A 24,064-nucleotide genomic window follows, 5' to 3' on the forward strand; every position below is an offset into this window, starting at 1 on the left:
TAAAAGCTTGGTTTTCATCATACTTTTCTTACGGGAAACACGTATTTGGTGTAAGTAAGTAAGGGAATTTTAACCGTTAAACGTTTTTTTTAAGTATTCTGTCTAAAAAATAGATTTTTGAATTGATAATTGATCTATCTGAACTATTTTAGCTATCGGAAAATAAAATTATAAGGAAGTTCTACCCCCTCTTCCAGCGTTTTTTTAGATTGTCATGAAAAAGAAGTGGATAGATGATACAATTTAGTCGGTATCGTTTAATCGCTCAGAGATTATTTGTTCATTATTAATGGGAAAATATGAATATAATTGACTCAAAAAGAATATGGCTTTCATCGCCGCATATGGGTGGAACGGAACAAGATTTCGTCAATGAAGCTTTTCGTACAAACTGGGTTGCTCCACTGGGGCCAAATGTTGATGGGTTTGAACAAGACCTGGAAACTTACCTAGAAAATGATGCAAATGTAGCAGCACTAAGTTCTGGTACAGGAGCGCTGCACCTTGGTTTGATCATGCTTGGGGTATCTCATGGGGATGAGGTATTATGCCAGAGTATGACCTTTGCGGCTTCAGCGAATCCAATTGTTTACCTGGGAGCAAAGCCAATATTTATTGATAGCGAAAGCGATACCTGGAACATTCTGTCCAGAGCAATTAGAAATTGCAATTAAAGACAGAATAGCCAAGGGGAAAAAGCCGAAAGCAATTGTGGCGGTTCATTTATATGGAATGCCTTACAATGTAGAAGCAGTTCATCAAGTAGCGAAAGAGTATAAGATACCTGTTCTTGAGGATAGTGCAGAGGCTCTGGGAAGTACGTATCACGGGATTAAGTGTGGTACTTTTGGGGATTTAGCCATCTTATCTTTTAATGGAAACAAAATTATCACTACATCAGGTGGTGGTGCTTTGGTTACCAAGAATGAAGAACAAAAGAAGAGAGCTATCTTTTTATCGACACAAGCAAGGGATAATGCTCCACATTATGAGCATTCAGAGATAGGGTATAACTATCGTATGAGCAATATTACAGCGGGAATCGGTCGAGGACAGATGCAAGTATTGGATAAGCATGTGTCTTATAGAAGAAGAAATTTTGAATTTTATAAAGAACATTTATCAGATTCTTCAGAAATAAAGTTTTTGGATGAGCCTAAAGGAATGTTATCAAATAGATGGCTTAGTTGTATCGAAACCACTTCGTACGAACTAAGAGAAGCAATTAGAGGAGCCCTGGCCAAAGAGAATATTGAGTCCAGACCATTATGGAAACCGATGCATCTCCAATCTGTGTTTGCAGAATGCGATGCGTATTTAAATGGAGTTTCAGAAGATCTGTTTGAGCGTGGACTATGTCTGCCAAGCGGATCAAATCTTGAAGAAGACGATTTACAAAGAGTAGTTTCAGTAATTAAAAATGTATTACGATGATTAAAAATTACCTAATAAATAATTCACATAAACATGCTTCCAAGTGGTTAGTATTGTCTATAGATGTATCTATTACGATTTTTAATTTCTTTTTAGCTTATGTAATACGTTTTGGTATTACGCTAAATTTTGATACATCAAGTTTGTTATACCAAATCCCTGTGGTTGCGGTATTGGCAACGTTAAGCTTTTTGACCATCGGATCTTACAAAGGTGTAGTAAGGCACACTGGGATGAGAGATGCGTACAATTTATTCCTATCAGTTACCGTATTAATTGCGTTAACTGGCTTTTTGATGGTGTCTAGTAGAATGTCATTGATCCCTGAGCTATTGAATATTCCAGTATCGATTATTTGTATTCACTATCTTTTGAATATCATTACGCTTACTACTAGTCGTTTGATATTTAAATATTGTTTCTACTACATAAAATCAAAATTAGGAGAGACTTCTAGAATTTTAATCTACGGTGCAGGAGATTCTGGTTTAATCACTTTGGCAGCAATTACGAATGATTCTAGCCGCTCTCTTTCGGTGGTTGGTTTTGTAGATGATAATGCACAAAAAATAGGAAAGACCATCAACGGTATCAAGGTGTTCTCTTCAAAGTGCTTAACGCAGAGTTTTATCAATAAGAATAACATTCAGGAAATCGTCGTGTCGATACCTCACATTAGCAAGAAAAGGCTTTCCGAGATTTCTGATGAGTTATTGAAACTATCGGTTAAAGTAAAAATTATTCCTGCGGTTAATGACTGGATCGATGGTAAGTTGAATGTTTCACAAATCAAAGAAATCCAGATCGAAGACTTGTTGGATAGAGCGCCTATCAATATGGATAACCAAAATATTAAAGCAGAGCTTGAAGGTAAGGTAATTATGATTACAGGTGCTGCAGGTTCTATTGGTAGTGAAATTGTGAGACAAGCTTCATACTATAACTACAAAAACTTGATTTTGGTAGATCAGGCAGAATCTGCTTTGTATGATTTACAACAAGAATTGTTAAGTAAAGGGGTTACTAAATTTACTCCTATCATAGCTGATATTAGAGATCACCAAAGAATAGAAACTATATTCGAAAAATATAGACCTAATATGGTATTTCATGCGGCAGCGTATAAGCACGTACCGCTTATGGAATCTAATCCTTGCGAAGCAATTAAGATTAATGTTTTAGGAACTAGAAAATTAGCTGATCTCTCTTCAGAATTTGGTGTAGATAAATTCGTATTTGTTTCTACCGATAAAGCGGTGAACCCAACAAATGTAATGGGGGCAACCAAGAGAGTTGCAGAAATGTATATCAAGTGTCTTCATAGAACTAGTAAAACTAAGTTTATCACAACAAGATTTGGTAATGTACTCGGTTCTAATGGTTCTGTAATTCCTTTATTCAAAAAGCAAATCCAAAAAGGAGGTCCGTTAACGGTTACTCACAAAGATGTAACACGTTTCTTTATGACTATTCCTGAAGCATCACAATTAGTGATTGAAGCAGGTACTATGGGTAATGGAGGAGAGATCTTCATATTTGATATGGGGGAATCAGTTAAGATATTTGATCTGGCCAAAAAGATGATTCGACTTTCAGGATTACAATATCCAAACGATATTGATATCCAGATTACTGGACTAAGACCAGGGGAGAAGTTGTACGAAGAATTATTGGCGGATACCGAAAATACATTACCTACTTATCACAAGAAAATTATGATCAGCAAGCATGATGATAATGATTGTGCATTGGTGAAAGATAAAATCGATGATTTGTGTATCATGAATTTATTAAATCAGGATCATCAAATTGTTGGAAAATTAAAAGAAATTGTGCCCGAATATATTTCTAATAACTCTACCTTCGAAAGTATTGATAAAATCAATAAAGAATCTAATAGAGCAAAAGAAGAGATTTTGGCATAGGGATTTAGGGAAAACAAGGTTTGCCATAGGACAATAATTGAGTTTGTGTCATTAAAAGGAATTTTAAGGGAAACAGATGACACAAAATTCTATTGTCGAATTAAATAAAGTTATATTTTTGTGACTTATACGATAGGCTTACCTTAAAAGTGTTGTAAATATGCGATATAGATTTTTATTATTACTTCTATTATTATTGATTTCAATTGTTTCATGCAAAGCTCCAAAAGACGTAGTATATTTTCAGGATTCTGCGAATTTGGAAAAAATAAGCTCTCCAAATTCATTTACACCGGTATTTAAAGTAGATGACATTGTTAGCATATTTATTTCTGCTGCTGATATGGACGCCGCAAGACCTTTTAATTTGGGTCAGGGATCAAACATTAGTGCGGCAGGAGATGCTGGAGCAGCTGCAGCAGGCGGAGGAAGCGGAGTAGAGCCTAATTACTTAATCGACGAAAACGGAAATATCGATTTTCCAGTTCTTGGAAAACTAAAAATAGCTGGGCTTACCAGAGTTCAGGTAAAAGATATGATCAAAGAGAAGTTGAAAATTTATATCAACGATCCTATAGTAAGTGTACGACTTATGAACTTCAAAATCACCGTTTTGGGTGAGGTTGCCAGACCAGGTTCTTATACCATACCAAATGAAAGAGTAACTATAATTGAAGCACTAGGTCTAGCTGGTGATATGACCATTAAAGGAAAGAGAGAAAATGTGATGGTGATTAGAGAAAACGAAGGTGAAAATACCTATCATCGTGTGGACCTTACATCAAAATCAATTTTTGAATCTCCAGTATACTATTTAGCACAAAATGATGTGTTGTATATTGAGCCTAATGATTCTAGAGTAAGAACTTCTAAAACTAATAATAATGCCTTAGGAATTATTATCAGTGTGGTTGGTCTAGTCTTGTCTGCAGTAACATTAATCATAAGATAATAGTAGGTATTCTATGATTACTAATAATGCCCCCGTCGAAAATAATACTTTTGATGCCAATAATGGTTTTGGTTTCAATCTACGTGATCAAATAATTAAGTACCTCAAAAAATGGTATTGGTTCGCTTTGAGTGTAGCCATTTTTGTAACAGGAGCTTTTTTAAAGGTTAGATATACGATTCCGCAGTATAATGTGTCTTCATCTATCATGATTTCTCAGGATGAAAGTATAAGCGAATCAGAGCTTGCTGCTTTCAAGGATTTGGGACTGATAGAGTCTTCTCAAAATAGTATTCAAAACGAGATTCAGATTATTAGATCAAGAACTTTGATTACCAACGTGGTTAATAATTTGAAACTTAACGTTAGATATTTTTCTGAAGGTCGCATCTTAGAAGTAGAGAACTACCCTAAATCTTTGATAGAAATCAACTTTTTGGCAGATGATTCTATTGTACACACAAAGTCTAAAGTTTTTCATGTAAAAATAAACTCGTCTACTGCCTTTTCATTTTTGGATGAGAAAGGGAATAAGATCAGTGACCATTCTTTTGGAAATACCGTAAGCAGTACTGTTGGTGATATTGTGATCACTCCAAGTGTAGATAACCTCGACGCGAATATTGGTAAGATCATAAAAATCCAAATTGCTCCTGTAAAAATAGTGGCAGAGTCGTATAGAAATCGAATCGCCATATCGCCAATGAAAAACTCTACCATAGTTCGTTTGGCACTTAACGATCCTGTTAAGGAAAAAGCAAAGGATATTTTGAATAATCTGGTAGAAGAGTACAATAAGGCAACCATCGAGAATAAAAAACAAATCTCTGCCAGAACAGCAGATTTTATCAATGAACGTCTGGATTTGATATCAGGAGACTTATCTCAAGTGGATGACGAAGCAGCAGGGTATAAATCTAAGTTTGGTTTGACCAATGATGTAGAGGCACAAACACAACGTGTTGCAGATATTGATTCTAGAAACGTACAAGAAATAGCACAGCTGAATACACAACTGAACCTGATCGAATCGATGAGAAGGTTTGTATTGAGTCAGGAAGGACGATATGATCTCATTCCTGCCAATCTTGGGTTTAGTGACGGTACGATTACAACAACCGTTACCAGGTACAACGGTTTGATTTTACAAAGAAAGCGATTATTAAAAACCTCTAGTGCACAAAACCCTGTGGTTGTCAACATTGATCAACAAATCGATGGGTTACGACAGGTTTTGATCGGTAGTTTAAATAGTTTACGAAGCAATATCAATATTAGATTGCAGAGCTTAAGAACTCAAGATCAGTATTTCAGTGGTAAGCTATATAGCGCGCCTTTACGTCAAAAAGACCTGAGAGTTATTGAGCGTGAGCAAACCATTAAAGAACAACTTTACCTTTATTTATTACAAAAAAGGGAAGAAGCAGAGATCACAAGTCATATTACTTTGTCTAATGCACGTGTAATTGATAAAGCGACAACCTTAAGTTCATTCCCGGTATCTCCTAATAAAAAAATGATCTATGCAGGAGCGTTGTTCCTGGGGTTAGTGATTCCGTTTATGATTATTTACCTATCAGATTTGCTGAATGTAAGAATCAACTCTAGAGAGGACCTCGAAAAAGTGCTTTCTATGCCTATTATAGGTTCTATTCCAAAGGTAAAAGGAAAGAGCAAAATTTTGATCTCTCAAAATGACAGATCAGGAATTGCAGAAGCGTTTAGGATATTACGTACCAATTTGGATTTCTTACTCGCAGGAATCAAAAAGGATAAAGGAAAAGTTATTTTTATTACCTCCACAATTTCGGGAGAAGGTAAGACCATGATATCTTCTAATTTGGCTAAAGCACTGTCCATTTCTGGTAAAAAAGTGGTGTATTTGGGGACTGACCTTAGAGATCCTAAGTTTCATAAAATATTAGAGTTGCCCCAAGGGAAAGATACCAAAGGACTTACTAATTTCATCATGGATTCTGAATTGAAGACCACGGATGTGATCTACAGTCAAAAAGATGAAGATTCTTTTGATTATATCCCTTCTGGAGCGATTCCTCCTAATCCTGCCGAGTTATTGATGCAGGATAGGGTAAAAACGATGTTCGATTATCTTGAAGAGAATTATGATTACGTAATTGTGGATACCGCACCTGTAAGCTTGGTTGCAGATACCTTGTTGATCGGTAAGTTTTCTGATCTTAGTATATATATCGTAAGAGAGAACTACTCAGATAAGAGAATTCTGCAAGTACCTGAAAATTTCTACAGAGAAAAACGTTTACCGAATATTGCTGTACTTCTTAATGCAGCGGGTAGTCAGGCAGGGTATAACTACGGTTATGGATACGGAAAAAAGAACTAAGAGAATATAAAGTTCTTTTTCATTAAGTTTTTGATTTGCTCTGCTATTTTTGGTTGGAAGCCTTTTTCCAGTACCATAAATTGCTGGTAGTTATGAACGTCAGATCCGGTGAAGTCTATATAACCTCTATCGATCATTTTCTTGGCAAATTCTTTGACCTGATCTCCATAAAAACCGGACAAAGACAATAAATTAAGTTGAAACAGAACACCAGCTTCTTTAAGCTCATCAAACTTCTTTATATCTTTTTGGTAAAATGTATAACGCTCGGGATGAGCAAGTATCGGAATATATCCAGCCAATTTGGTTTCAAACAGCATTTCATTCAAATTCATTGGTGGACTAAAAGTAGACATCTCTACCAATACATATTTGTCGTGTAAAGGAAGAATGTCTTTTTTCTTTATTCTTTGAAAAAACAAATCATCCAACATGTATTCTGCACTTACCTTCAATTGAATATCTTCAATCCCTAGAGTGGGCAGTATAGCATTTACTTCCTCATATTTTTGTAGAATGGTTTCCGTAGAATTTGGCCAAATTTGTTGTAGCACGTGTGGCGTGGTGATTACTTTTTTTACTCCAAGCTTTTGAAATTGTTCTAATATATAGGCAGATTGATACATGGTTTTTACACCATCATCAATTCCTGGAATTAAATGCGAATGGATATCCACATAGCCATCAGGAACAATGTCCTTAAAAGGAATCTCTTTTTTAGATAAAAACAGCAATGCGGCAGGTATTTGGGGGTGAACAATATTTCCTTTATGCTTATCTTTTAATAAATTAAGATAATCATGATGTAAAAATAAAGATTATTATACATAAAAAAAACTGCTTATGATTTCCTTATGATCATAAGCAGTCTGATGTTGTTAAAAAACTGTCTATTAATATCTTGTAATGTCTCCTGATCCAGAAACCTTTTTGTCTTCTATTTTTGGGTCTCCTTTATACATAATGTCACCAGATCCTGTAACTCTTGCTTTTAATGAAGCAGTTGCAGTTACTTGTACATCTCCAGATCCAGTTACAGAAGCACTAACTTCTTTGGCATCCAGACTATATGCTTTTAGATCACCAGAACCTGTTACGCTACAATCAAAATTGTTTGAAGAACCGCTTAGCACCAGATCTCCACTACCTGTTACATAACCTTCTGTGGTTTCTGCATCCAACATCAATTTTACATCACCAGATCCTGAAACACCGGTTTTAAAATTTGTTGCTTTGATTGGGTCTTTGCTGTAGACATCTCCAGATCCTGATAAGGTGACTTTACTGATATCTTCAAAAGGAACAGTGATCACTAATTTTTTACCTCTTGATACTTTTAGATAATATCCTTTTTCTACATAAATTTTTAGTGCGTCTCCATCTACTTCGGTATTTACGTACTCGATTAGGTTACTTTCACCTTCGATGGTTAATTTACCTTCAGATCCTGCTACCAAAGATACATCCAAAGATCCTTTTACCTTGATTACATCGTAGTCTGATACGGTTCTGTTTTTGGAAACCATATTACCGTTTCCGGCAATTTTCTTTCCATTTCCCCACCACTGTGCATTTACAGAAGTGATACTGCATAAAGCTAAACTTAAAATGATTGTTACTGTTCTCATTTGATTGAAATATTAGATTAGTGTTTTAATTTTTTCTGATTCTGATTCCTCCATAGCTAGAATAGATGTTCATCGTATTTCCGCTATTGGGCTCACCTACATATCCCTGATACTCTTTTTTAGAGTCTTTACTGTACTTTTTCTGAACGTTGATACTGTCATCCAATTTAATACCACCATAAGAGGTTTTGATGTAAAAATTAAAGCTACCCCCAGCTTCGTATCCAATATCGACTCCGGTATAATCAGTGTCAATACTTACAGTGCTTATAGATGATTTTAGTGTTTCAACATCAATCGAACCATAATCTGATTCTATATTTAGGGTGTTTGATACACTTCCTATTTTGGTATCTACGTAGTCAGAATTTCCTATAATCTTATCTGCATTTTGAATTCTTATTCCACCATAATCACAGTTATAGTTAATGGCTTTTACAGATTTGAATTTCGATTGAGTATAATCAGCGTTCAGGTTTATTTTTTCACTGCTTCCCACTTCAAAGTTTGAGTAATCTGCATTGATCTTACCGGTCTTCATGTACTTTATCGTGCTATTATTGGTATAATCAATGTTAATATCATTGTTCTTTCCCAGTAATTCACCCAAAATAATTTGTCCGTAGTCACAGTTAATGTTAGCATCTCCCTCAATCTTATCTAAGGTAATACTTCCGTAGTCATTGTTAAGATCAACACTATTGGTTACAGGGACTTTTACGGTGTAGTTAATTTCTAATTTTAAGTTATTATTTATATTGTTGGTCCATTTTTCCCACCAGGAACGATCCCCTTTGTTGAACGTTGTTTTAGCACTTACCATTTGCGATGAAGATTCAAAATCTACATCTATGGATTCCAGCTTTTTAATCACTTTTTCTTCATTATTACCACTTACTTTTATACTGATTTGCATTACTATGCGATTTTGATCCCAAGAAGTGACATCAAGGTTTCCGTAATCATTGCTGATTTTTAACATGGCATTGGGACTCACAGAGAATTCTTTGTTTAGTGTTTTCTCTTTGGTATATTTTCCTTTTAGCTCGCCATTGTTTGCTATTACAGCAATCGGGAACAAGAGTAATAGTGTTATCTTATAGAATAGCGTTTTCATTTTCGGATAATTTTAATTCATTTATTTGGTTGATTTTTTGAAGTACCTCTTCAAGTAAACTTGCTCTTTTCTGAAAGTTTCTAATCATTGCACTAATTACACGTTTATCATTTCCACTGTGTACTAGATCTTTTTTTAGATCTTCATAATCAGATTCAAGTTGTTCTAACATGTTCATTGCATCTTTTACTAATGCATTGGTTTCTGCCGAAGAAATTTGATCAATTTCTTCTAGTTGTTGCTGAATGGCAGAGGTGAAAAATGTCTGAGTTTCTTCCATTTGAGGTGAAACACTAGCCAGATCTGCTTTCTCTTTGGGCTCAAAAGGTGTAAACAATGTAGCAACACCCAAAAGGACTGCGATAGAAGCGGCAATGGCCAATGGTTTGTACCAACTTTTCTTTTTGGTTGATAGTTTAACAACTTTATTCTGTTGTTGTAGTTTATCCAAAAATCTTGTTTCATGGCCATCAGCAGGTTCAAATATGTCTAGCTGACCTTTCATTCGTTCAAACAGTTTTTCAATGTTATCCTCTTTCATACCGGCTGTAATTTTTTTCGTAAGCTTTCTTTTGCGCGCGAAACAAGCGTACGACAATTAGAATATGATATATTCATGATCTCACAGATTTCTTCATAATCATACCCTTCAATAAGGTGTAATGATAATGCAGTACTGTAACTCTCTTTTAGTTGTTTTAGCGTACTTAGAACTGTATTGGCCCTTATTTGTGTCAAATCTTCTTCTGCGACCCCATCAGTATCGCTCAAACCATATTCAACGGTTTCTAACGCAACCTCATTAAGAGTATTCTTTTTGCGTAAGGCAGTGATACTTGAGTTCACAACAATTTTCTTTAACCAGGCACCAAACATTTTATTGTCTTCTAACATCTCCAGCTTTGTAAAGGCCGTTAAAAAGGCCTCTTGCATAACGTCTTCCGCTTCTACAGAATCTTTTACGATTCGTAACGCTGCATTGAACATAGCTTTGCAATAGCGGTTGTAAATCTCAAGTTGCGCACCTTGATCTTGTTTACGACATCTAGCAATTAATTGCTCTGTATTTAGTTCGGTTAGTGACAAAAAAATTAGTTTACTTTAACCTAAAGATATAGAATGATGGAGTTTGTTACAGTTTTTAAATATTTTTTTTAAAGTTTGTGGCATAACAATTGAAATATAGAACTAACATTACAGGCTAAGAATCTGATTTTATTGGGTTTTTATTGATTTTTTTAATCTGATTATAGTAACTTTAAAAGATATGTCAATTGTCTTAATGACAAAATGACTTTTATATATACTTATGGCGAAAACCAAATTTACAACACTTGACAGTTTGTCATTTCAAGGGATAGATGAGGAAGCAGAGTTGATACCATTATTGACTCCAGAAGATGAGGAAGAAATTAATAAGGAATCGTTACCTGAGATTTTACCAATTTTACCACTTAGAAATACGGTATTGTTTCCTGGGGTGGTAATTCCTATTACCGCTGGAAGAGACAAATCCATAAAATTGCTCAACGAAGCAAACAACGGAAATAAAACAATAGGTGTAGTCTCTCAAAAAGAAGAAGGAGTTGAAAACCCTTCTTTACAAGATATCAACAAAATTGGAGTGGTAGCTCGTATTCTTCGAGTTTTGAAAATGCCTGATGGTAATACTACAGTGATTCTGCAAGGAAAGAAGAGATTTGAAATAGAAGATGTAGTCGCAGAAAATCCTTATATCAAAGCAAAGGTAAAAGAAGTACCAGAAGCAAGACCTACAAAAGAAAATAAAGAGTTTAGTGCAATTATCGAGTCTATTAAAGATCTTGCGCTAGAAATTATTAAGGAAAGTCCTAATATTCCTTCTGAGGCCTCTTTTGCCATCAAGAATATAGAGAGTAATTCTTTTTTGATCAATTTCGTTTCTTCTAATTTGAATCTTCCTGTAGAGGAAAAACAAAAACTTTTAGAGATCAACGATCTGCAAGAGAGAGCATTGGCAACATTGAAGTTCATGAATGTTGAGTTCCAAAAACTGGAACTTAAAAACGTGATTCAAAGTAAGGTGCAGCATGATATGAGCCAGCAGCAACGCGAATATTTTCTGCATCAACAAATGAAAACGATTCAAGAAGAACTTGGAGGGGTTTCGCATGAAGATGAGCTGGAGGATATGCGGATGCGAAGCAAAGAAAAGAAATGGGATGATAAGGTAGCGAAGCATTTTGAAAAAGAACTTTCAAAAATGCAACGTATGAATCCTCAAGTGGCAGAGTATTCGATACAACGTAACTATTTGGATCTGTTTCTTGATTTGCCTTGGAATGAATACAGTACAGATAAGTTCGACCTGAAACGAGCAAAGAAAATATTGGATAAAGACCATTATGGTCTGGACGAAGTAAAACGCAGAATCATAGAATACTTAGCAGTATTAAAACTGCGTAATGATATGAAATCTCCTATCCTTTGTCTTTATGGACCTCCAGGCGTGGGTAAAACCTCATTAGGGAAGTCTGTAGCCGAAGCTTTGGGAAGAGAGTATGTGAGAATATCCTTGGGTGGTTTGAGAGATGAAGCCGAGATACGGGGACATAGAAAGACCTATATCGGCGCAATGCCAGGTAGGATCGTTCAAAGTCTTAAGAAAGCAGGAACAAGCAATCCTGTCTTTGTATTAGATGAGATCGATAAACTTTCTGTAGGGAATCAGGGAGATCCGTCTTCTGCCTTGTTAGAAGTATTGGATCCTGAGCAAAATTCGGAGTTTCATGATAACTTCCTGGAGATGGGATTCGATTTGTCTAAGGTAATGTTTATCGCCACCTCAAATAGTCTGGCTACAATCCAACCTGCGTTACGAGATCGAATGGAAATCATTAACGTTACTGGATATACTATAGAGGAAAAAGTGGAGATTGCTAAGCAACATTTACTTCCCAAACAATTAGAAGAGCATGGGTTAACCAATACCCACCTTAAAATAGGAAAAGTACAGTTAGAAAAAATCATAGAAGGGTATACTCGTGAGTCTGGTGTTAGAGGACTGGAAAAACAAATCGCAAAAATGGTTCGCTATGCTGCAAAAAATATTGCGATGGAGGAGGAGTATAATATAAAAGTAACCAACGAGGATGTTATTGAAGTATTGGGAGCTCCTAGATTAGAGAGAGATAAATACGAAAGTAATGAAGTAGCAGGAGTGGTTACCGGTTTGGCGTGGACCAGCGTTGGAGGAGATATTTTATTTATAGAGTCTATTTTATCCAAAGGAAAAGGAAATCTTACGATTACCGGAAACTTAGGTAAAGTGATGAAAGAGTCTGCCACCATAGCCATGGAGTATATCAAAGCTAATGCAGATGTACTAGGGATTAATCCTGAGATTTTTGATAAATACAATGTGCATATCCATGTACCAGAAGGTGCAACTCCCAAAGATGGACCCAGCGCCGGTGTTACCATGCTAACCTCTTTGGTTTCTTTATTTACACAACGTAAAGTAAAGAAAAGCCTCGCTATGACGGGTGAAATAACGTTAAGAGGGAAAGTACTACCAGTAGGAGGTATTAAAGAGAAAATCCTTGCGGCAAAACGTGCTCACATCAAAGAGATCCTGCTTTGTGAAGACAATAGAAGAGATATCGAAGAGATAAAGGCAGAATACCTAAAGGGACTGACTTTTCATTATATCAAGGATATGGATGATGTTCTTAAAATAGCAATAACAAACACCAAGGTGAAAAAACCTAAAAAACTATAAACAAAAAAGCAGAACATAATGTTCTGCTTTTTTTATTTTTTCTCACCAATACTCCGGTATAGCGATCTAAATTTTTGAGTACAATTTCGCTTCCTTTTACAACGGTTTTCAAAGGTTGATCTCCAAGATGCACAGGTAGTTCTGTTGACCAAGATAAACGTTGGTCTAATCCCCTAAGCATAGATCCACCTCCAGTTAAATAAATACCAGAATTATAAATGTCGGCAGAGATTTCTGGTGGGATTTCAGACAATGTTTCCATGATAGCATTTTCTATTTGAGATATAGATTTATCCAAACTTCTTTCAATTTCTTTATAAGACAAAGAAATTTGTTTTGGCTTTCCGGTAAGCAAATCTCTACCTTCAATTTTCATGTCGGGTGGTGGTTTTTTTAAATCAGGTACTGCAGAACCAATTTGTAGTTTTACTTTTTCTGCCATAGACTCTCCAATATGAAGATTACGATGTTCTCTTACGTACTGCATAATGTCTTCGTTAAAAACATTACCTGCTATTTTTACAGATTGCCCACTAATGATACTTCCTATAGAGATTACTGCAATTTCTGTAGTTCCTCCTCCGATATCGACAACCATGTTTCCTTTGGGTTCCAATACATTGATTCCGCCGCCAATTGCAGCAGCTATAGGCTCGTGTATGAGGAAAACATTTTTTGCATTCAATCTTTTTGCCGACTCCTTTACTGCCCTCATTTCTACTTCTGTGCTTCCGCAGGGTATGGATATAATCATATTGTAAGAGGAAGTAAATAAAGAAGATTTAAGCGTAGATAGTTGCTTGATAAATGCTTTCAGCATTTTTTCTCCGGCATCAAAATTAGAAATAACTCCATTTTTGAAAGGGTGCAACGTCTGTATATTTTTGTTGATCTTTCCCTTCATCATGCCAGCTTCCTTACCAACGCCGATAATTTTACCAGTTAATCTGTTGATGGCAACTATAGAAGGGTGGTTGATTACTATTTTTCCTTTGTAGGTGATTAAAGTATTTGAAGTGCCAAGATCTATGGCGATCTTTTCATTAAGAAAATCAAAGAAGCCCATATTTGCGTGTTTAGGTTAATAGATGTCGATTTAAGGTCTTAAAAGTAACTTCTTGTCATGCAAAAGGGCGTTTCATGTAATAACTTTACAATTACTTAAATATTGTATACAAAGCTGCAACTGATGTATTAGGATGCATCCAATGTCGTTGAGGGCGGTTTGAGTTCTTGAAATAAGGGGGTAGGATTTTAACTTTTTACTCGAATATGAGTTAGTTTGGATTGTTTAAGGTATTTTTGATGTACAATTAAATTCTGAAAACAGGAATACAGCTTGGAAAATAATAAAATCATTATTGCAATAGATGGGCATTCATCTACAGGAAAAAGTACAGTAGCCAAACAGTTGGCAAAAGCTTTGCGCTATATATATGTGGATACTGGAGCTATGTACAGGGCAGTTACACTATACGCAATGCGGAAGGGGTATATAGATGTTGATCATTTTGATGCGGAAGCCTTGGAAAGTGAATTACCTTTGATACGTATTAGATTTGAAAGAAACGCTAATAGCGGGTTGGCAGAAGTGATTTTGAATGACGAAAATATTGAAAAAGAAATACGAGGGTTATCGGTATCCAGACATGTAAGTAAGATTGCTGCAGTATCTGCTGTTCGTAAAAAATTGGTCGAACAACAACAAGAAATGGGGAAAGATAAAGGTATTGTCATGGATGGTAGAGATATAGGAACGGTAGTATTTCCTAATGCAGAATTGAAATTATTTATGACAGCGACGGCAAAGGATCGAGCAGAACGACGCTATTTAGAACTAAAGGAAAGGGGGGACGATGTAAGTTACGAAGATGTTCTAAAAAATGTAGTCAACCGTGATCATATCGATAGTACACGTAAAGATTCACCGTTGAGAAAAGCTAGCGATGCTATCAAAATAGATAACTCCAACCTTACTCTTGATCAACAGTTTGAGCAGATACTGGTATTGGCACAAACAAAAATTAAGAACTCTTAGTTAATTGGTATCCGAAACATAATCGTGTTCATTGGTGTACTTGATAATGTTTCTGGATTCATAATACCTTAGGGTATTTTTGGTCCATTCTATAATCTCTATATATTCATCACCTCCACGAATGACCAATACACGATTTAGCATCAGATCATTATTCTGGACAGTGATGAACCTTTTTATAGAGATATCCGTCACTTCATAAAAAGCCTTTTCGTTGACAATTTGATAAGACTTTCCGGTATTCAATACCACCTGATCTTTACGTTCGTAAATTATGTCTGTTTTTGACAGAGATTGGGCACATGTAGGTATTGAATAGCATAGTACAATAAATAGTAATATCCTGTTCATACAAGTTGAGCTTTGGTTTCAAAGTATAAAAATACGGTAAAACCACAAAATAATTAGGGTAATTGGCAGAATTTACTTGTTTTTCAGGGTAAAAAGAGCAAAAAATCGATATAATACATAAAAAAGCTACTTTTTAGAGGTGTTTTTATTCAAAAAAAGTCGCAATAGCATTATTATTGCGACTTTTCTGTTGTTTTTTATAGTATGGAAAATACTTTCTTAGAGATTTGGGATTACTAATTCCTGATCAGGATGGATCACATCTGGATTTTTAAGAATGTTAGTATTCGCCTCAAAGATTTCTTTATATTTCATTGGGTCACCATAATAGTGTTTAGCAATTTTACTTAATGATTCTCCACTTTTTACCGTATGTCTATGATAAACAGAATTATCTGATACGTCGATGTCAGCCATAATATCTGATGGAGATTCACCACCAATTTCTTTAATTTTGTCCCAAAGTAGATTTTTCTCGTATTGAGTCTTTGCCGTTCCCTTTATTTTAAGAGTTCCGTTCTCTTCAGAGACATCACCGCCTTGGATATTTAATTGTTGTCCTAGATCCAAAACTTCTTGATACTTAGCTTTTACCATAACAAAGTTGATTTTAAATTATTAATTAGATTTACTCAAATATAGTGATTCTTCACCTATTTTTTTGAAAGTTTTAGGATTAAAAAAGAGTGTTTTATCGGTGAAATGCATAATTTATCTATATTCGGGAACTACATAATAAAAATCAATGTTTAGAAAACGTTTCTATTATTTATTAGAATTACAATACTTAGGGTTTAGATATCACGGTTGGCAAAAACAACCTACGGTAAATACATTACAGAGAATGGTAGAACGCACCGTTGCCTATGTTTTAGAGCACAAAGATTTTAAGGTGTTGGCAGCGGGAAGAACGGATGCAAAGGTGTCTGCTAATCATGCATTTGTAGAATTGTTCATAGATCATGCTGCTTTGGATGTCGAAGAATTTTTGCCCATTTTCAACAGAAATCTTCCACAGGATATTAGAGCTTTGAAGATAAGTGTTACCGACGAGCATTTTAATATCATTCAATCTCCAAAAATCAAGGAATATTTATACTTGTTTTCTTTTGGTTCAAAGTTTCATCCGTTTTGTGCTCCATTTATGTACAATGTTTTGGAAGACCTCGATATAGAAATCATGAAAAAAGCGGCCCAATTGTTTGTCGGGAAACACAACTTTAGATCGTATTGCCATCGTCCTTCTGAGCATACGATTTTGGAAGGAGAAATACTTTATTGCAGAATAGAAAAAAATGATGTCTACACGGCTAATTTTTTTCCAGAAGAGAGTTATCTTTTACGAGTAAAAGGAGAAGGGTTTAAAAGAAATCAGATTCGTTTAATGATGGGAGTTTTGTTGGATTTGGGTAAAGGAAAAGTGGATTTGCATTTTATAAAACAGACGTTAAACCCAGATGCAGAAGAAATTGTATTAGAGCATATTGTACCAGGATCAGGCTTGATTCTGAATAAAGTAGACTTAAAACCATAATATAATGAAAGTTTTATCAACAAATATAGGTGAACCTACAACCATACTCTGGAGAGGAAAAGAAGTGAAAACAGGGATTTATAAATACCCAGTGGACCAACCTATATTTTTAGACAAAGAAGATGTAGCTGGAGATCACGTTATTGATAGAAGATATCATGGTGGGGTTGATAAGGCTTGCTATTTGTATGCGGCAGAGCATTATCCATTTTGGAAAGAAAAATATCCTGATTTAGACTGGAATTATGGAATGTTTGGAGAAAATCTAACGGTTTCCGGTTTTCAGGAAGAAGCGATTAAAATAGGGTCTGTTTATCAACTAGGGACTGCAAAGGTGCAGATTTCGAGACCCAGGCAACCGTGCTATAAGTTAGGTGTACGATTCGGAAATCCTGCGATTATCAAACAATTTATCGATTCTAAGTTGTCTGGAGTCTATGTGAGAGTAATCGAACCTGGATCTGTAAGTGCAGGCGATGAGTTCATTCTGGATAAAGAAAATACTCAAGGGATCTCTATCAAAGAATTAAATACTTTATTATTTCATTATAACGCTGAAGAACACGTTGAGCTTTTAAAGAAGGCAGTTGAAGATCCTTTGGTGTCTGATGGTGATAAAAAGTATTTTCCGAAGGACTAAAGGTACTTTTATAGTTTCTTGGTAATTTCTCTTAATAAAGTCCTTGCAGTTATCCCTTTTCTGGGAAGAGAAGAAACATTTGCAATTTCACTTTCTTTGATCAATTGAATGATTCTTGTATTGGCAGGGCATGCTATTTCATGTTTTTGAGCAGCTTTGATAATAGCACCATTCAAATAATCGATTTCTGTCTTTTTTCCTTGAGAAAGATCCCACCACATTGATGTTCGTACTGTTGGATCAATAGCTAGCATTTTGTTGGCCACCAGATTAAAAAGAAAATTGGGTAAACTTAGTACCAAAGGGAGATACTTTGCAGGTAAAGATGTGAGTTTAGGTAATTGAATTTCCGAAGAATTAGTAACCTTAAACAACTCTTTCATCAATGCTGCAATCACCAAACGATAGCCTCGCTGCTGGAGCATATTCTTGACCGGGATATCAGCCAATGCATTTACACTATTCCCTAGGTTGAGTTGTAATTTAGCCCATTGTAATTCCAGCATGGCTTTGGTTGCTTTAACTGGTAACATTTTATTATCCAAAGTTTTGACCAATTCGGTAATCACCTCAGACTGTTCTACTGGTGTTTCGATATGTAAAGTCCCCTCTGATCCCCGATGCAAATGACCAGGACCAGGTTCTGCCACATTAAAAGGAACCATGACTCGTAAAACCTGATTGTTTGGAAATTGTTCTTTAATGATTTGCTCAGATCCCAAACCGTTTTGACAACATAAAATTATAGTATTTGGACCTACAAATGGTTTGATATCATTGCTTACCTTTTGAATTGCAGTGCACTTTACGGTAACCCAAAGAAAACGACAAAACATATTATTGTCGGTTGCCGAAGGTGTTTCTGAATCGATAAAATATAACTTAGGAATATTGACTTCATTTTTATGATAGTCAGTCAATCGAAGCCCGTTTGCCAATTTTTTTTGGTTTGTGGGCGACAAACCAACCGAGTATCCTGCCCCAAAGAAGTAAGTATACCTCCTAGAAAACCTCCGATCAATCCAGCACCAAAAACGATATGTGAAGACATAAAATTATAGTTAAGTAGTAGAGTCTTTTTTGTCTAATATAGCCAAACCAATTTTTATGGTATTGTAATCTATTGCTCCTTCAAAATGTTCGTAATAGGGTTTGAGGGTTTCGGGACTGTTCAATAGCTCTTTAGCTTTTTGAATAGCAGTAATGTTTTCCTTATCGATAAATTGATGTAGATCTATGGCTTCACCATCTTCGTATAGTTTGAAGATATGAGAAAAAATTGTACTAGCCGTCAATTTTCTTTCGACTGCAATTTCTTCCAAAGAAAGCCCATTTTTCAAAAGGGTTAATGTTTCTGCATGGGTTTTTCCCTTTTTGGTGGTTTTCTTTTTCTTTTTTGGAGGGTCTACAAAAGCTTGAATTTCTTTGATGAACTGATAGCCGTAATTTTGCATCTTTTGGCGTCCTACACCATTAATCTGTATAAATTCTTCATCGGTTAAAGGTTTGTGCTTTTCCATTTCCCGTAAAGTAGCATCATTGAAAATTTGATATGCAGGAATTCCTGCTTTTTTGGCAAGTTCTAAGCGTAATAATCTTAGCTTTTCAAATAAATCATTACTCGCAGCCTGATTCGTGTTGATCACGGGCTGTTTTGCCTTCTCCAATTCTTTTAAATGTGCAAGACGTACCTTTTCGCCTTCAAACAATACTTTCTTGGATAAAGTAGTCAGCTTTAGTTTGTTATTTTGATGAAATGCAATTTCAAGATATCCTTGATTGATAAGTTGTATGATGTATTGTTGCCAATCTCTCCAGGCAATGTCGCGACCAATACCGTAGGTTTTAAGGTTTTGATATCCTTGATCAACAATAATAGCATTTTGTGCTCCTCTTAGAACGTCTATTACCGTTCCAATAGGTTCCTGTTCTTTAATTCTGGTGACACAGGATAAAGCCTTTTGGGCCAGGATTGTTCCATCGATTATAGTAGGAGGATTATTGCAAACATCGCAATTACCGCAATCTTTTTCTATCAATTCTCCAAAATAGCTCAATAGTATTTTGCGTCTGCAACTCAAGGATTCTGCGTATTGTTTCATTCTATCCAATTTTGCCAATTGGATTTCTTTATTACCCGACATATCTGCAAACTTTTGTAGTTGTACAACATCGGCATAACTATGAAACAATAGGGTAGAAGAGGGAAGCCCGTCACGACCGGCACGACCAATCTCTTGATAGTACCCTTCTATGTTTTTGGGTAAGTTATAATGAATTACCCATCGTACATTGGATTTGTCGATCCCCATACCAAAGGCGATAGTAGCACATACTATTTGTATACTGTCATTAATAAACTTTTCTTGTACTTCGGCTCGTTTTTGATGTTCGACCCCAGCATGATATGCGGCAGCACTAAAACCTTTGTTGTTTAATTTTTCTGCGAGCGCCTCTGTAGTTTTTCTACTCAAGCAGTAAATGATACCACTTTGAAAAGGTTTATCAGAAAGGAAAGTATAGATTTGCTCGATACGCTTATTTCCCGGTCGTACTTCTAGCGCCAGGTTTTTACGATCAAAAGATGCCAGATGTAATTTGGCATTTGGGATATTTAATTGATCACAGATATCTTTTCTGGTAGCCTTATCCGCCGTAGCAGTTAGAGCGATTATTGGGGTTTTGGGGAATTGTTTTTTCAGATATCCGAGTTGGGTGTAGGCAGGTCTAAAATCGTGGCCCCAGGCCGAAATACAATGGGCTTCATCAATGGCGATTAGACTAATTTCTATTTCGCTGAGTAGCCCTTCCAAAAAGTGTAAGCTTTCCGGAGCAACATAGAGTATTTTAATAGCCTGATTAGCGATATCCTGAAATATTTCTTGTTGTTCTGCTTCGTCTTGACTACTATTCACAAAGGCAGCGTTAACTCCGTTAGCCTTTAACCCATCTACCTGATCTTTCATTAAAGCAATCAGTGGAGAAATGACTAAAGTGATACCAGGTAGTAATAGTGCAGGTAGTTGATAACAAATTGATTTCCCTCCGCCGGTAGGCATGATGACCAGGTTATCTTTTCCTTCAAAAACAGCATGTATAATTTCCTTTTGGAGATCACGAAAACTATCGTATCCAAAATACTCTTTAAGGGTGTTTAGTATCAGTTGTGATTCAGGCATAGTATTAGCAATACTGTATTCGGTAAAAGCTGTAGTATAATAAATTAAATTACAATAATAGAAGTGTTCAGTTTTATTTTTTGAAACTGTGTTTATTTTTGATCAATTCCAGAGTTAAGGTATTGATTACAGATCAATACATGGTATTCTTATTTGCAGAATGTTCAGGAATTTGTTGTATGGCATCCCAATGTTCAACAATTTTTCCTTGTTCGTCAAAACGAAAAAAGTCCATGGTTACGTATTGATCATTTCCCGGCCATGTTTGATGGGTATGCAAGGAGACCAAATCTCCCTCGGCGATGCAACGCACAAATTCTATGGTTTTTTCTGGATATTCACGTTGCATACGTTCAAAATATGCTATAAACCCAGATTTACCGTCTTTTACGTCAGGATTGTGTTGAATATAATCTGCACCTACAAATTTTTCTATCGCTTCTTTGGGATTGCCTTCATATGCCATTTTGTAGAAGGCAATGGCATTATCTTTATTTTGCTGTAAGTTCATAAGAGAAAGTTTACCCTAAATCTACTCAAAAAGATCAGAACTTAGGTATCGATCTCCGCGATCACAAATAATAGCAACAAGAACACCGCTCTCTAAAGTTTCGGCAAGCTTTAAGGCAGCTGTAACAGATCCACCGCTGCTCATTCCAGAAAAGACCCCTTCTTCTTTGGCTAATCTTTTAGCCATTGCCGTGGCTTCTTCCTGGCTTACTTCAATGACCTGATCTACTTTTTGCGGATTAAAAATTTTGGGCAAGTATTCTTTTGGCCATTTTCTAATACCTGGTATTCTAGAGTCATCTGTAGGCTGTACCCCCACAATTTGGATATCTTGAGACTGTTCCTTTAAGAAAGTGGAAGTGCCCATAATTGTACCTGTGGTCCCCATAGAAGAAACAAAATGGGTGATTTTACCTTTGGTATCTCTCCATATTTCAGGACCGGTGGTTTTATAATGTGCTTTCCAATTGTCATCATTTCCAAACTGATTCAGCATTACATACCCTTCGTTGTTTACTTTTGCTTCGGCGTAGTCTCTTGATCCTTCAATACCAATATCTGCAGAGGTTAAAGTTACTTTTGCTCCATAGGCTCTCATGGTTTGTACCCGCTCTTTGGTAGAGTTCTCCGGCATGACCAGTTCAATATTGAGATCAAAAATTCCTGCAATCATAGCTAGGGCAATACCGGTATTACCACTAGTTGCTTCAATCAATTTTGTGTTTTGATCTATATCTCCTCTATCAAGTGCAGATTTGATCATATTAAATGCCGCACGATCTTTAACGCTGCCACCGGGATTGTGACCTTCCAGTTTTAAATATAGTGTGATATTCGGGTTTTTAACAAGGGATTTTGCCTTTACCAAAGGCGTGTTACCAATCAGGTCTAAAATGCTATGAGACATTAAACAACTTTTTTAATCTTGATTTCTGAAGTATTTGAAATGATCGAGTTTTCTGGTACCGAAGAAGTAATCCAAGCATTACCACCAATGGTGCTATTGGCACCAATAACTGTACTACCACCCAAAATTGTGGCATTGGCGTAAATAGTAACGTTATCTTCTACGGTAGGATGTCGCTTTACGTTTCGTAGTTTCCGATCCACATAAAGACCACCTAATGTAACACCTTGATAGATCTTCACATTGTCTTTGATGATGGCAGTTTCTCCAATTACTATTCCCGTAGCGTGATCAATAAAGAAGGATTCTCCTATTTCTGCTCCTGGATTGATATCTGTACCTGTGAGTCGATGAGAATACTCAGTCATTAATCGCGGTACCATAGGTAATCCAAATTTCAGTAGTTCATGACTGAGTCTATAAATCGCTATAGCATAAAAACCAGGATAGGCCAGATACACTTCTTCAATAGAATTTGCGGCTGGATCACTTTTCATAAAAGCCTCGGCATCTCTATTCAATTTTTGTAAAATACCGGGTAGTTTTTCCAGATAAGATTGCCAAAGTTTGCTGCAAGGCTTTTCAGTTTCCCAACACGCCAAATCAATCAACTCTTCAAAAGTTTCTTCAAGAAGGTCAACATTTTTGGCTACTTCGGTATCTGAATCAAATAGGGTATAAAAAAGCAAGTTCGTAAAATACTCTGTACGTTCTTTTAAACGCAGGCGTAAATTCGGATTTTTCTTTTGCTCTTCTATTCTTGCTATAATAGCATCTCGCTCTTTGGACATCATCTTACGTTTAAAACTCTAGTAAATATATAGAATAAAGAATACATAAGTCACAATAAGTTACAAATCATTACATTTTTAAAGGAAATATAACAACTCCAACCTAAAAATAGCATAAATGCATAATTTTTAGTTAAACTTAAAACTGGGAGGTAGATTTTAGATAAATTTAGTGGTAAAGAAAAACTTATGAGTACCATACCAAAATCAGCATTTGAATTTTTAAAAAAACTAAAAAAGAATAACCATCGGGATTGGATGACCGAAAATAAAAAGGAATATCAAGCGGGAGAAAAGGTATTAAAAGCTTTTTATGCTTCCATAGTAGAACGATTGAATGAAAATGATGAGATAGAGAAAACAAAGGTATTTCGTATCAATAGAGATATTAGATTCAGTAAAGATAAAACCCCGTATAATGTACATCGAAGTGCAAGTTTCAGTAGAGCAGGGGCTCATAGAAGAGGTGGATATTACCTGCGTTTAGAACCAGGTAACTCTTTGGTAGCTGGGGGTTTTTTTGGTCCTCAACCAGCAGATTTATTGCGGATTCGCAAAGAGTTTGAAATGGATGATCAGGAAATTAGAGAAATATTATCAGCTCCTGATTTTGATAAGGCTTTTGGTGGGTTTAATACTGAGTTTCAGGTAAAGACTGCTCCAAAGGGTTTTAGTAAAGAACATCCTGCTATAGATCTCATCAAAAACAAATCTTTTTTTGTATCTCATAGCTTCACAGATCAAGAAGTTTTTGCCGATGACTTTTTGGATAAAGTCATCTATCACTATGAGTTGTTAAGACCTTTTTTTGATTATATGAGTGATGTGCTTACCACCGATTTGAATGGAGTATCTTTATTAGAAGATTGAAGCTTTTAATAGTAATTTTAATAATCTTTTTTCGACAAAAATAGTGGAGAAAAACAGATGTTTTCT

22 protein-coding genes and 1 pseudogene are annotated in these 24,064 nt (G+C 35.7%); 9 read left to right on the forward strand and 14 right to left on the reverse strand.

Features of this window, described 5'->3' with window-relative positions; translation table 11 throughout:
* The first annotated feature begins 299 nt into the window (after positions 1-299).
* The 4 genes and pseudogenes from AC0L3Q_RS11355 to AC0L3Q_RS11370 all read left to right on the forward strand — a co-directional run bounded on the left by AC0L3Q_RS11355 (position 300) and on the right by AC0L3Q_RS11370 (position 6,673).
* Positions 300-1,434, forward strand: a pseudogene (locus tag AC0L3Q_RS11355) (DegT/DnrJ/EryC1/StrS family aminotransferase).
* The gene (locus AC0L3Q_RS11360; RefSeq protein ID WP_473286665.1) at positions 1,431-3,359 is read left to right on the forward strand and encodes a polysaccharide biosynthesis protein; all 1,929 of its coding nucleotides are present in this window, start codon (positions 1,431-1,433) and stop codon (positions 3,357-3,359) included. Before AC0L3Q_RS11355 ends, AC0L3Q_RS11360 begins: the two are co-directional and overlap by 4 nt.
* 160 nt (positions 3,360-3,519) lie before the next feature.
* Positions 3,520-4,311: a polysaccharide biosynthesis/export family protein gene (locus tag AC0L3Q_RS11365; RefSeq protein WP_473286666.1), complete on the forward strand. Its 792-nt coding sequence runs from the start codon at positions 3,520-3,522 to the stop codon at positions 4,309-4,311.
* 13 nt (positions 4,312-4,324) lie between these two features.
* Positions 4,325-6,673 carry a GumC family protein gene (locus tag AC0L3Q_RS11370; RefSeq protein ID WP_473286667.1) on the forward strand — a complete coding sequence of 783 codons (2,349 nt, stop codon included), beginning with the start codon at positions 4,325-4,327 and terminating at the stop codon, positions 6,671-6,673.
* Here AC0L3Q_RS11370 and AC0L3Q_RS11375 read toward each other — a convergent pair.
* The 5 genes from AC0L3Q_RS11375 to AC0L3Q_RS11395 form a co-directional block, all read right to left on the reverse strand.
* Positions 6,670-7,407 carry a tyrosine-protein phosphatase gene (locus tag AC0L3Q_RS11375; protein WP_473286668.1) on the reverse strand — a complete coding sequence of 246 codons (738 nt, stop codon included), beginning with the start codon at positions 7,405-7,407 and terminating at the stop codon, positions 6,670-6,672. The two genes, AC0L3Q_RS11370 and AC0L3Q_RS11375, sit on opposite strands and share 4 nt — an antisense overlap.
* A 159-nt stretch (positions 7,408-7,566) precedes the next feature.
* The gene (locus AC0L3Q_RS11380; RefSeq protein WP_473286669.1) at positions 7,567-8,301 is read right to left on the reverse strand and encodes a head GIN domain-containing protein; all 735 of its coding nucleotides are present in this window, start codon (positions 8,299-8,301) and stop codon (positions 7,567-7,569) included.
* 25 nt (positions 8,302-8,326) lie between these two features.
* Positions 8,327-9,418: a DUF4097 family beta strand repeat-containing protein gene (locus tag AC0L3Q_RS11385; RefSeq protein WP_473286670.1), complete on the reverse strand. Its 1,092-nt coding sequence runs from the start codon at positions 9,416-9,418 to the stop codon at positions 8,327-8,329.
* A complete protein-coding gene (locus AC0L3Q_RS11390) occupies positions 9,399-9,959 on the reverse strand; it encodes a hypothetical protein (protein ID WP_473286671.1) in 561 nt (186 codons plus the stop codon). Before AC0L3Q_RS11390 ends, AC0L3Q_RS11385 begins: the two co-directional genes overlap by 20 nt.
* Complete coding sequence (locus tag AC0L3Q_RS11395; protein ID WP_473286672.1) at positions 9,956-10,504, reverse strand: RNA polymerase sigma factor; 549 nt, start codon at positions 10,502-10,504, stop codon at positions 9,956-9,958. Before AC0L3Q_RS11395 ends, AC0L3Q_RS11390 begins: the two co-directional genes overlap by 4 nt.
* Before the next feature lie 223 nt (positions 10,505-10,727).
* Between AC0L3Q_RS11395 and lon the strand changes: the two genes are divergently transcribed.
* Positions 10,728-13,178 (forward strand): endopeptidase La, encoded by a 2,451-nt coding sequence (gene lon, locus AC0L3Q_RS11400; RefSeq protein ID WP_473286673.1) that lies wholly within the window; start codon positions 10,728-10,730, stop codon positions 13,176-13,178.
* Here the strand turns inward: lon and mreB are convergent.
* Positions 13,165-14,244 (reverse strand): rod shape-determining protein MreB, encoded by a 1,080-nt coding sequence (gene mreB, locus AC0L3Q_RS11405; protein WP_473286674.1) that lies wholly within the window; start codon positions 14,242-14,244, stop codon positions 13,165-13,167. The two genes, lon and mreB, sit on opposite strands and share 14 nt — an antisense overlap.
* Positions 14,245-14,517: 273 nt before the next feature.
* Here mreB and cmk point away from each other — a divergent pair, with 273 nt between their 5' ends.
* Positions 14,518-15,216, forward strand: a complete 699-nt coding sequence (gene cmk, locus AC0L3Q_RS11410; protein ID WP_473286675.1) for a (d)CMP kinase — start codon at positions 14,518-14,520, stop codon at positions 15,214-15,216.
* On the opposite strand, the gene AC0L3Q_RS11415 is transcribed toward cmk, so the two are convergent.
* Together AC0L3Q_RS11415 and AC0L3Q_RS11420 are read right to left on the reverse strand one after the other, a co-directional pair.
* The gene (locus tag AC0L3Q_RS11415) at positions 15,217-15,567 is read right to left on the reverse strand and encodes a hypothetical protein (protein WP_473286676.1); all 351 of its coding nucleotides are present in this window, start codon (positions 15,565-15,567) and stop codon (positions 15,217-15,219) included.
* Between the two features lie 219 nt (positions 15,568-15,786).
* On the reverse strand, positions 15,787-16,164 hold the full coding sequence (locus AC0L3Q_RS11420; protein ID WP_473286677.1) for a LysM peptidoglycan-binding domain-containing protein: 378 nt from the start codon (positions 16,162-16,164) through the stop codon (positions 15,787-15,789).
* Positions 16,165-16,312: 148 nt separating this feature from the next.
* On the opposite strand from AC0L3Q_RS11420, the gene AC0L3Q_RS11425 reads away from it, so the two are divergent.
* Both AC0L3Q_RS11425 and AC0L3Q_RS11430 read left to right on the forward strand, forming a co-directional pair.
* Complete coding sequence (locus AC0L3Q_RS11425) at positions 16,313-17,101, forward strand: tRNA pseudouridine synthase A (protein ID WP_473286678.1); 789 nt, start codon at positions 16,313-16,315, stop codon at positions 17,099-17,101.
* Positions 17,102-17,105: 4 nt separating this feature from the next.
* Positions 17,106-17,741, forward strand: coding sequence for an MOSC domain-containing protein (locus AC0L3Q_RS11430; RefSeq protein WP_473286679.1), 636 nt, complete (start codon positions 17,106-17,108; stop codon positions 17,739-17,741).
* A gap of 8 nt (positions 17,742-17,749) precedes the next feature.
* Here the strand turns inward: AC0L3Q_RS11430 and AC0L3Q_RS11435 are convergent, their stop codons facing one another.
* The 6 genes from AC0L3Q_RS11435 to epsC all read right to left on the reverse strand — a co-directional run bounded on the left by AC0L3Q_RS11435 (position 17,750) and on the right by epsC (position 23,128).
* Positions 17,750-18,679 carry a 2-dehydropantoate 2-reductase gene (locus AC0L3Q_RS11435; protein WP_473286680.1) on the reverse strand — a complete coding sequence of 310 codons (930 nt, stop codon included), beginning with the start codon at positions 18,677-18,679 and terminating at the stop codon, positions 17,750-17,752.
* Positions 18,658-18,792: a hypothetical protein gene (locus tag AC0L3Q_RS11440; RefSeq protein WP_473286681.1), complete on the reverse strand. Its 135-nt coding sequence runs from the start codon at positions 18,790-18,792 to the stop codon at positions 18,658-18,660. Before AC0L3Q_RS11440 ends, AC0L3Q_RS11435 begins: the two co-directional genes overlap by 22 nt.
* 10 nt (positions 18,793-18,802) lie before the next feature.
* Entirely contained in the window at positions 18,803-20,920 is a 2,118-nt protein-coding gene (recQ, locus tag AC0L3Q_RS11445) for a DNA helicase RecQ (protein WP_473286682.1), read from the reverse strand.
* Positions 20,921-21,053: 133 nt separating this feature from the next.
* Positions 21,054-21,431 carry a nuclear transport factor 2 family protein gene (locus tag AC0L3Q_RS11450; RefSeq protein WP_073312948.1) on the reverse strand — a complete coding sequence of 126 codons (378 nt, stop codon included), beginning with the start codon at positions 21,429-21,431 and terminating at the stop codon, positions 21,054-21,056.
* Positions 21,432-21,452: 21 nt separating this feature from the next.
* Entirely contained in the window at positions 21,453-22,337 is an 885-nt protein-coding gene (gene cysM, locus AC0L3Q_RS11455; RefSeq protein WP_473286683.1) for a cysteine synthase CysM, read from the reverse strand.
* A complete protein-coding gene (gene epsC, locus AC0L3Q_RS11460; protein ID WP_073312951.1) occupies positions 22,337-23,128 on the reverse strand; it encodes a serine O-acetyltransferase EpsC in 792 nt (263 codons plus the stop codon). The genes cysM and epsC overlap by 1 nt, the downstream gene beginning before the upstream one ends.
* Positions 23,129-23,317: 189 nt before the next feature.
* Between epsC and AC0L3Q_RS11465 the strand changes: the two genes are divergently transcribed.
* Positions 23,318-23,998 carry a DUF2461 domain-containing protein gene (locus AC0L3Q_RS11465; protein WP_473286684.1) on the forward strand — a complete coding sequence of 227 codons (681 nt, stop codon included), beginning with the start codon at positions 23,318-23,320 and terminating at the stop codon, positions 23,996-23,998.
* Positions 23,999-24,064: the final 66 nt, after the last annotated feature.

Source organism: Aquimarina sp. KJ22-3 (genome assembly GCF_055808215.1).

Excerpts from the sequence above, each read along its gene's own strand:
- AC0L3Q_RS11420 (WP_473286677.1), bottom strand. The coding sequence starts at position 16,164 with ATGGTAAAAGCTAAGTATCAAGAAGTTTTGGATCTAGGACAACAATTA.
- AC0L3Q_RS11365 (WP_473286666.1), top strand. The coding sequence starts at position 3,520 with ATGCGATATAGATTTTTATTATTACTTCTATTATTATTGATTTCAATT.
- epsC (WP_073312951.1), bottom strand. The coding sequence starts at position 23,128 with ATGTCCAAAGAGCGAGATGCTATTATAGCAAGAATAGAAGAGCAAAAG.
- AC0L3Q_RS11385 (WP_473286670.1), bottom strand. The coding sequence starts at position 9,418 with ATGAAAACGCTATTCTATAAGATAACACTATTACTCTTGTTCCCGATT.
- AC0L3Q_RS11370 (WP_473286667.1), top strand. The coding sequence starts at position 4,325 with ATGATTACTAATAATGCCCCCGTCGAAAATAATACTTTTGATGCCAAT.
- AC0L3Q_RS11390 (WP_473286671.1), bottom strand. The coding sequence starts at position 9,959 with ATGAAAGAGGATAACATTGAAAAACTGTTTGAACGAATGAAAGGTCAG.
- AC0L3Q_RS11465 (WP_473286684.1), top strand. The coding sequence starts at position 23,318 with ATGAGTACCATACCAAAATCAGCATTTGAATTTTTAAAAAAACTAAAA.
- AC0L3Q_RS11415 (WP_473286676.1), bottom strand. The coding sequence starts at position 15,567 with ATGAACAGGATATTACTATTTATTGTACTATGCTATTCAATACCTACA.
- AC0L3Q_RS11440 (WP_473286681.1), bottom strand. The coding sequence starts at position 18,792 with ATGTCTTCACATATCGTTTTTGGTGCTGGATTGATCGGAGGTTTTCTA.
- AC0L3Q_RS11450 (WP_073312948.1), bottom strand. The coding sequence starts at position 21,431 with ATGAACTTACAGCAAAATAAAGATAATGCCATTGCCTTCTACAAAATG.
- AC0L3Q_RS11425 (WP_473286678.1), top strand. The coding sequence starts at position 16,313 with ATGTTTAGAAAACGTTTCTATTATTTATTAGAATTACAATACTTAGGG.
- cysM (WP_473286683.1), bottom strand. The coding sequence starts at position 22,337 with ATGTCTCATAGCATTTTAGACCTGATTGGTAACACGCCTTTGGTAAAG.
- AC0L3Q_RS11380 (WP_473286669.1), bottom strand. The coding sequence starts at position 8,301 with ATGAGAACAGTAACAATCATTTTAAGTTTAGCTTTATGCAGTATCACT.
- recQ (WP_473286682.1), bottom strand. The coding sequence starts at position 20,920 with ATGCCTGAATCACAACTGATACTAAACACCCTTAAAGAGTATTTTGGA.
- mreB (WP_473286674.1), bottom strand. The coding sequence starts at position 14,244 with ATGGGCTTCTTTGATTTTCTTAATGAAAAGATCGCCATAGATCTTGGC.
- AC0L3Q_RS11430 (WP_473286679.1), top strand. The coding sequence starts at position 17,106 with ATGAAAGTTTTATCAACAAATATAGGTGAACCTACAACCATACTCTGG.
- AC0L3Q_RS11360 (WP_473286665.1), top strand. The coding sequence starts at position 1,431 with ATGATTAAAAATTACCTAATAAATAATTCACATAAACATGCTTCCAAG.
- lon (WP_473286673.1), top strand. The coding sequence starts at position 10,728 with ATGGCGAAAACCAAATTTACAACACTTGACAGTTTGTCATTTCAAGGG.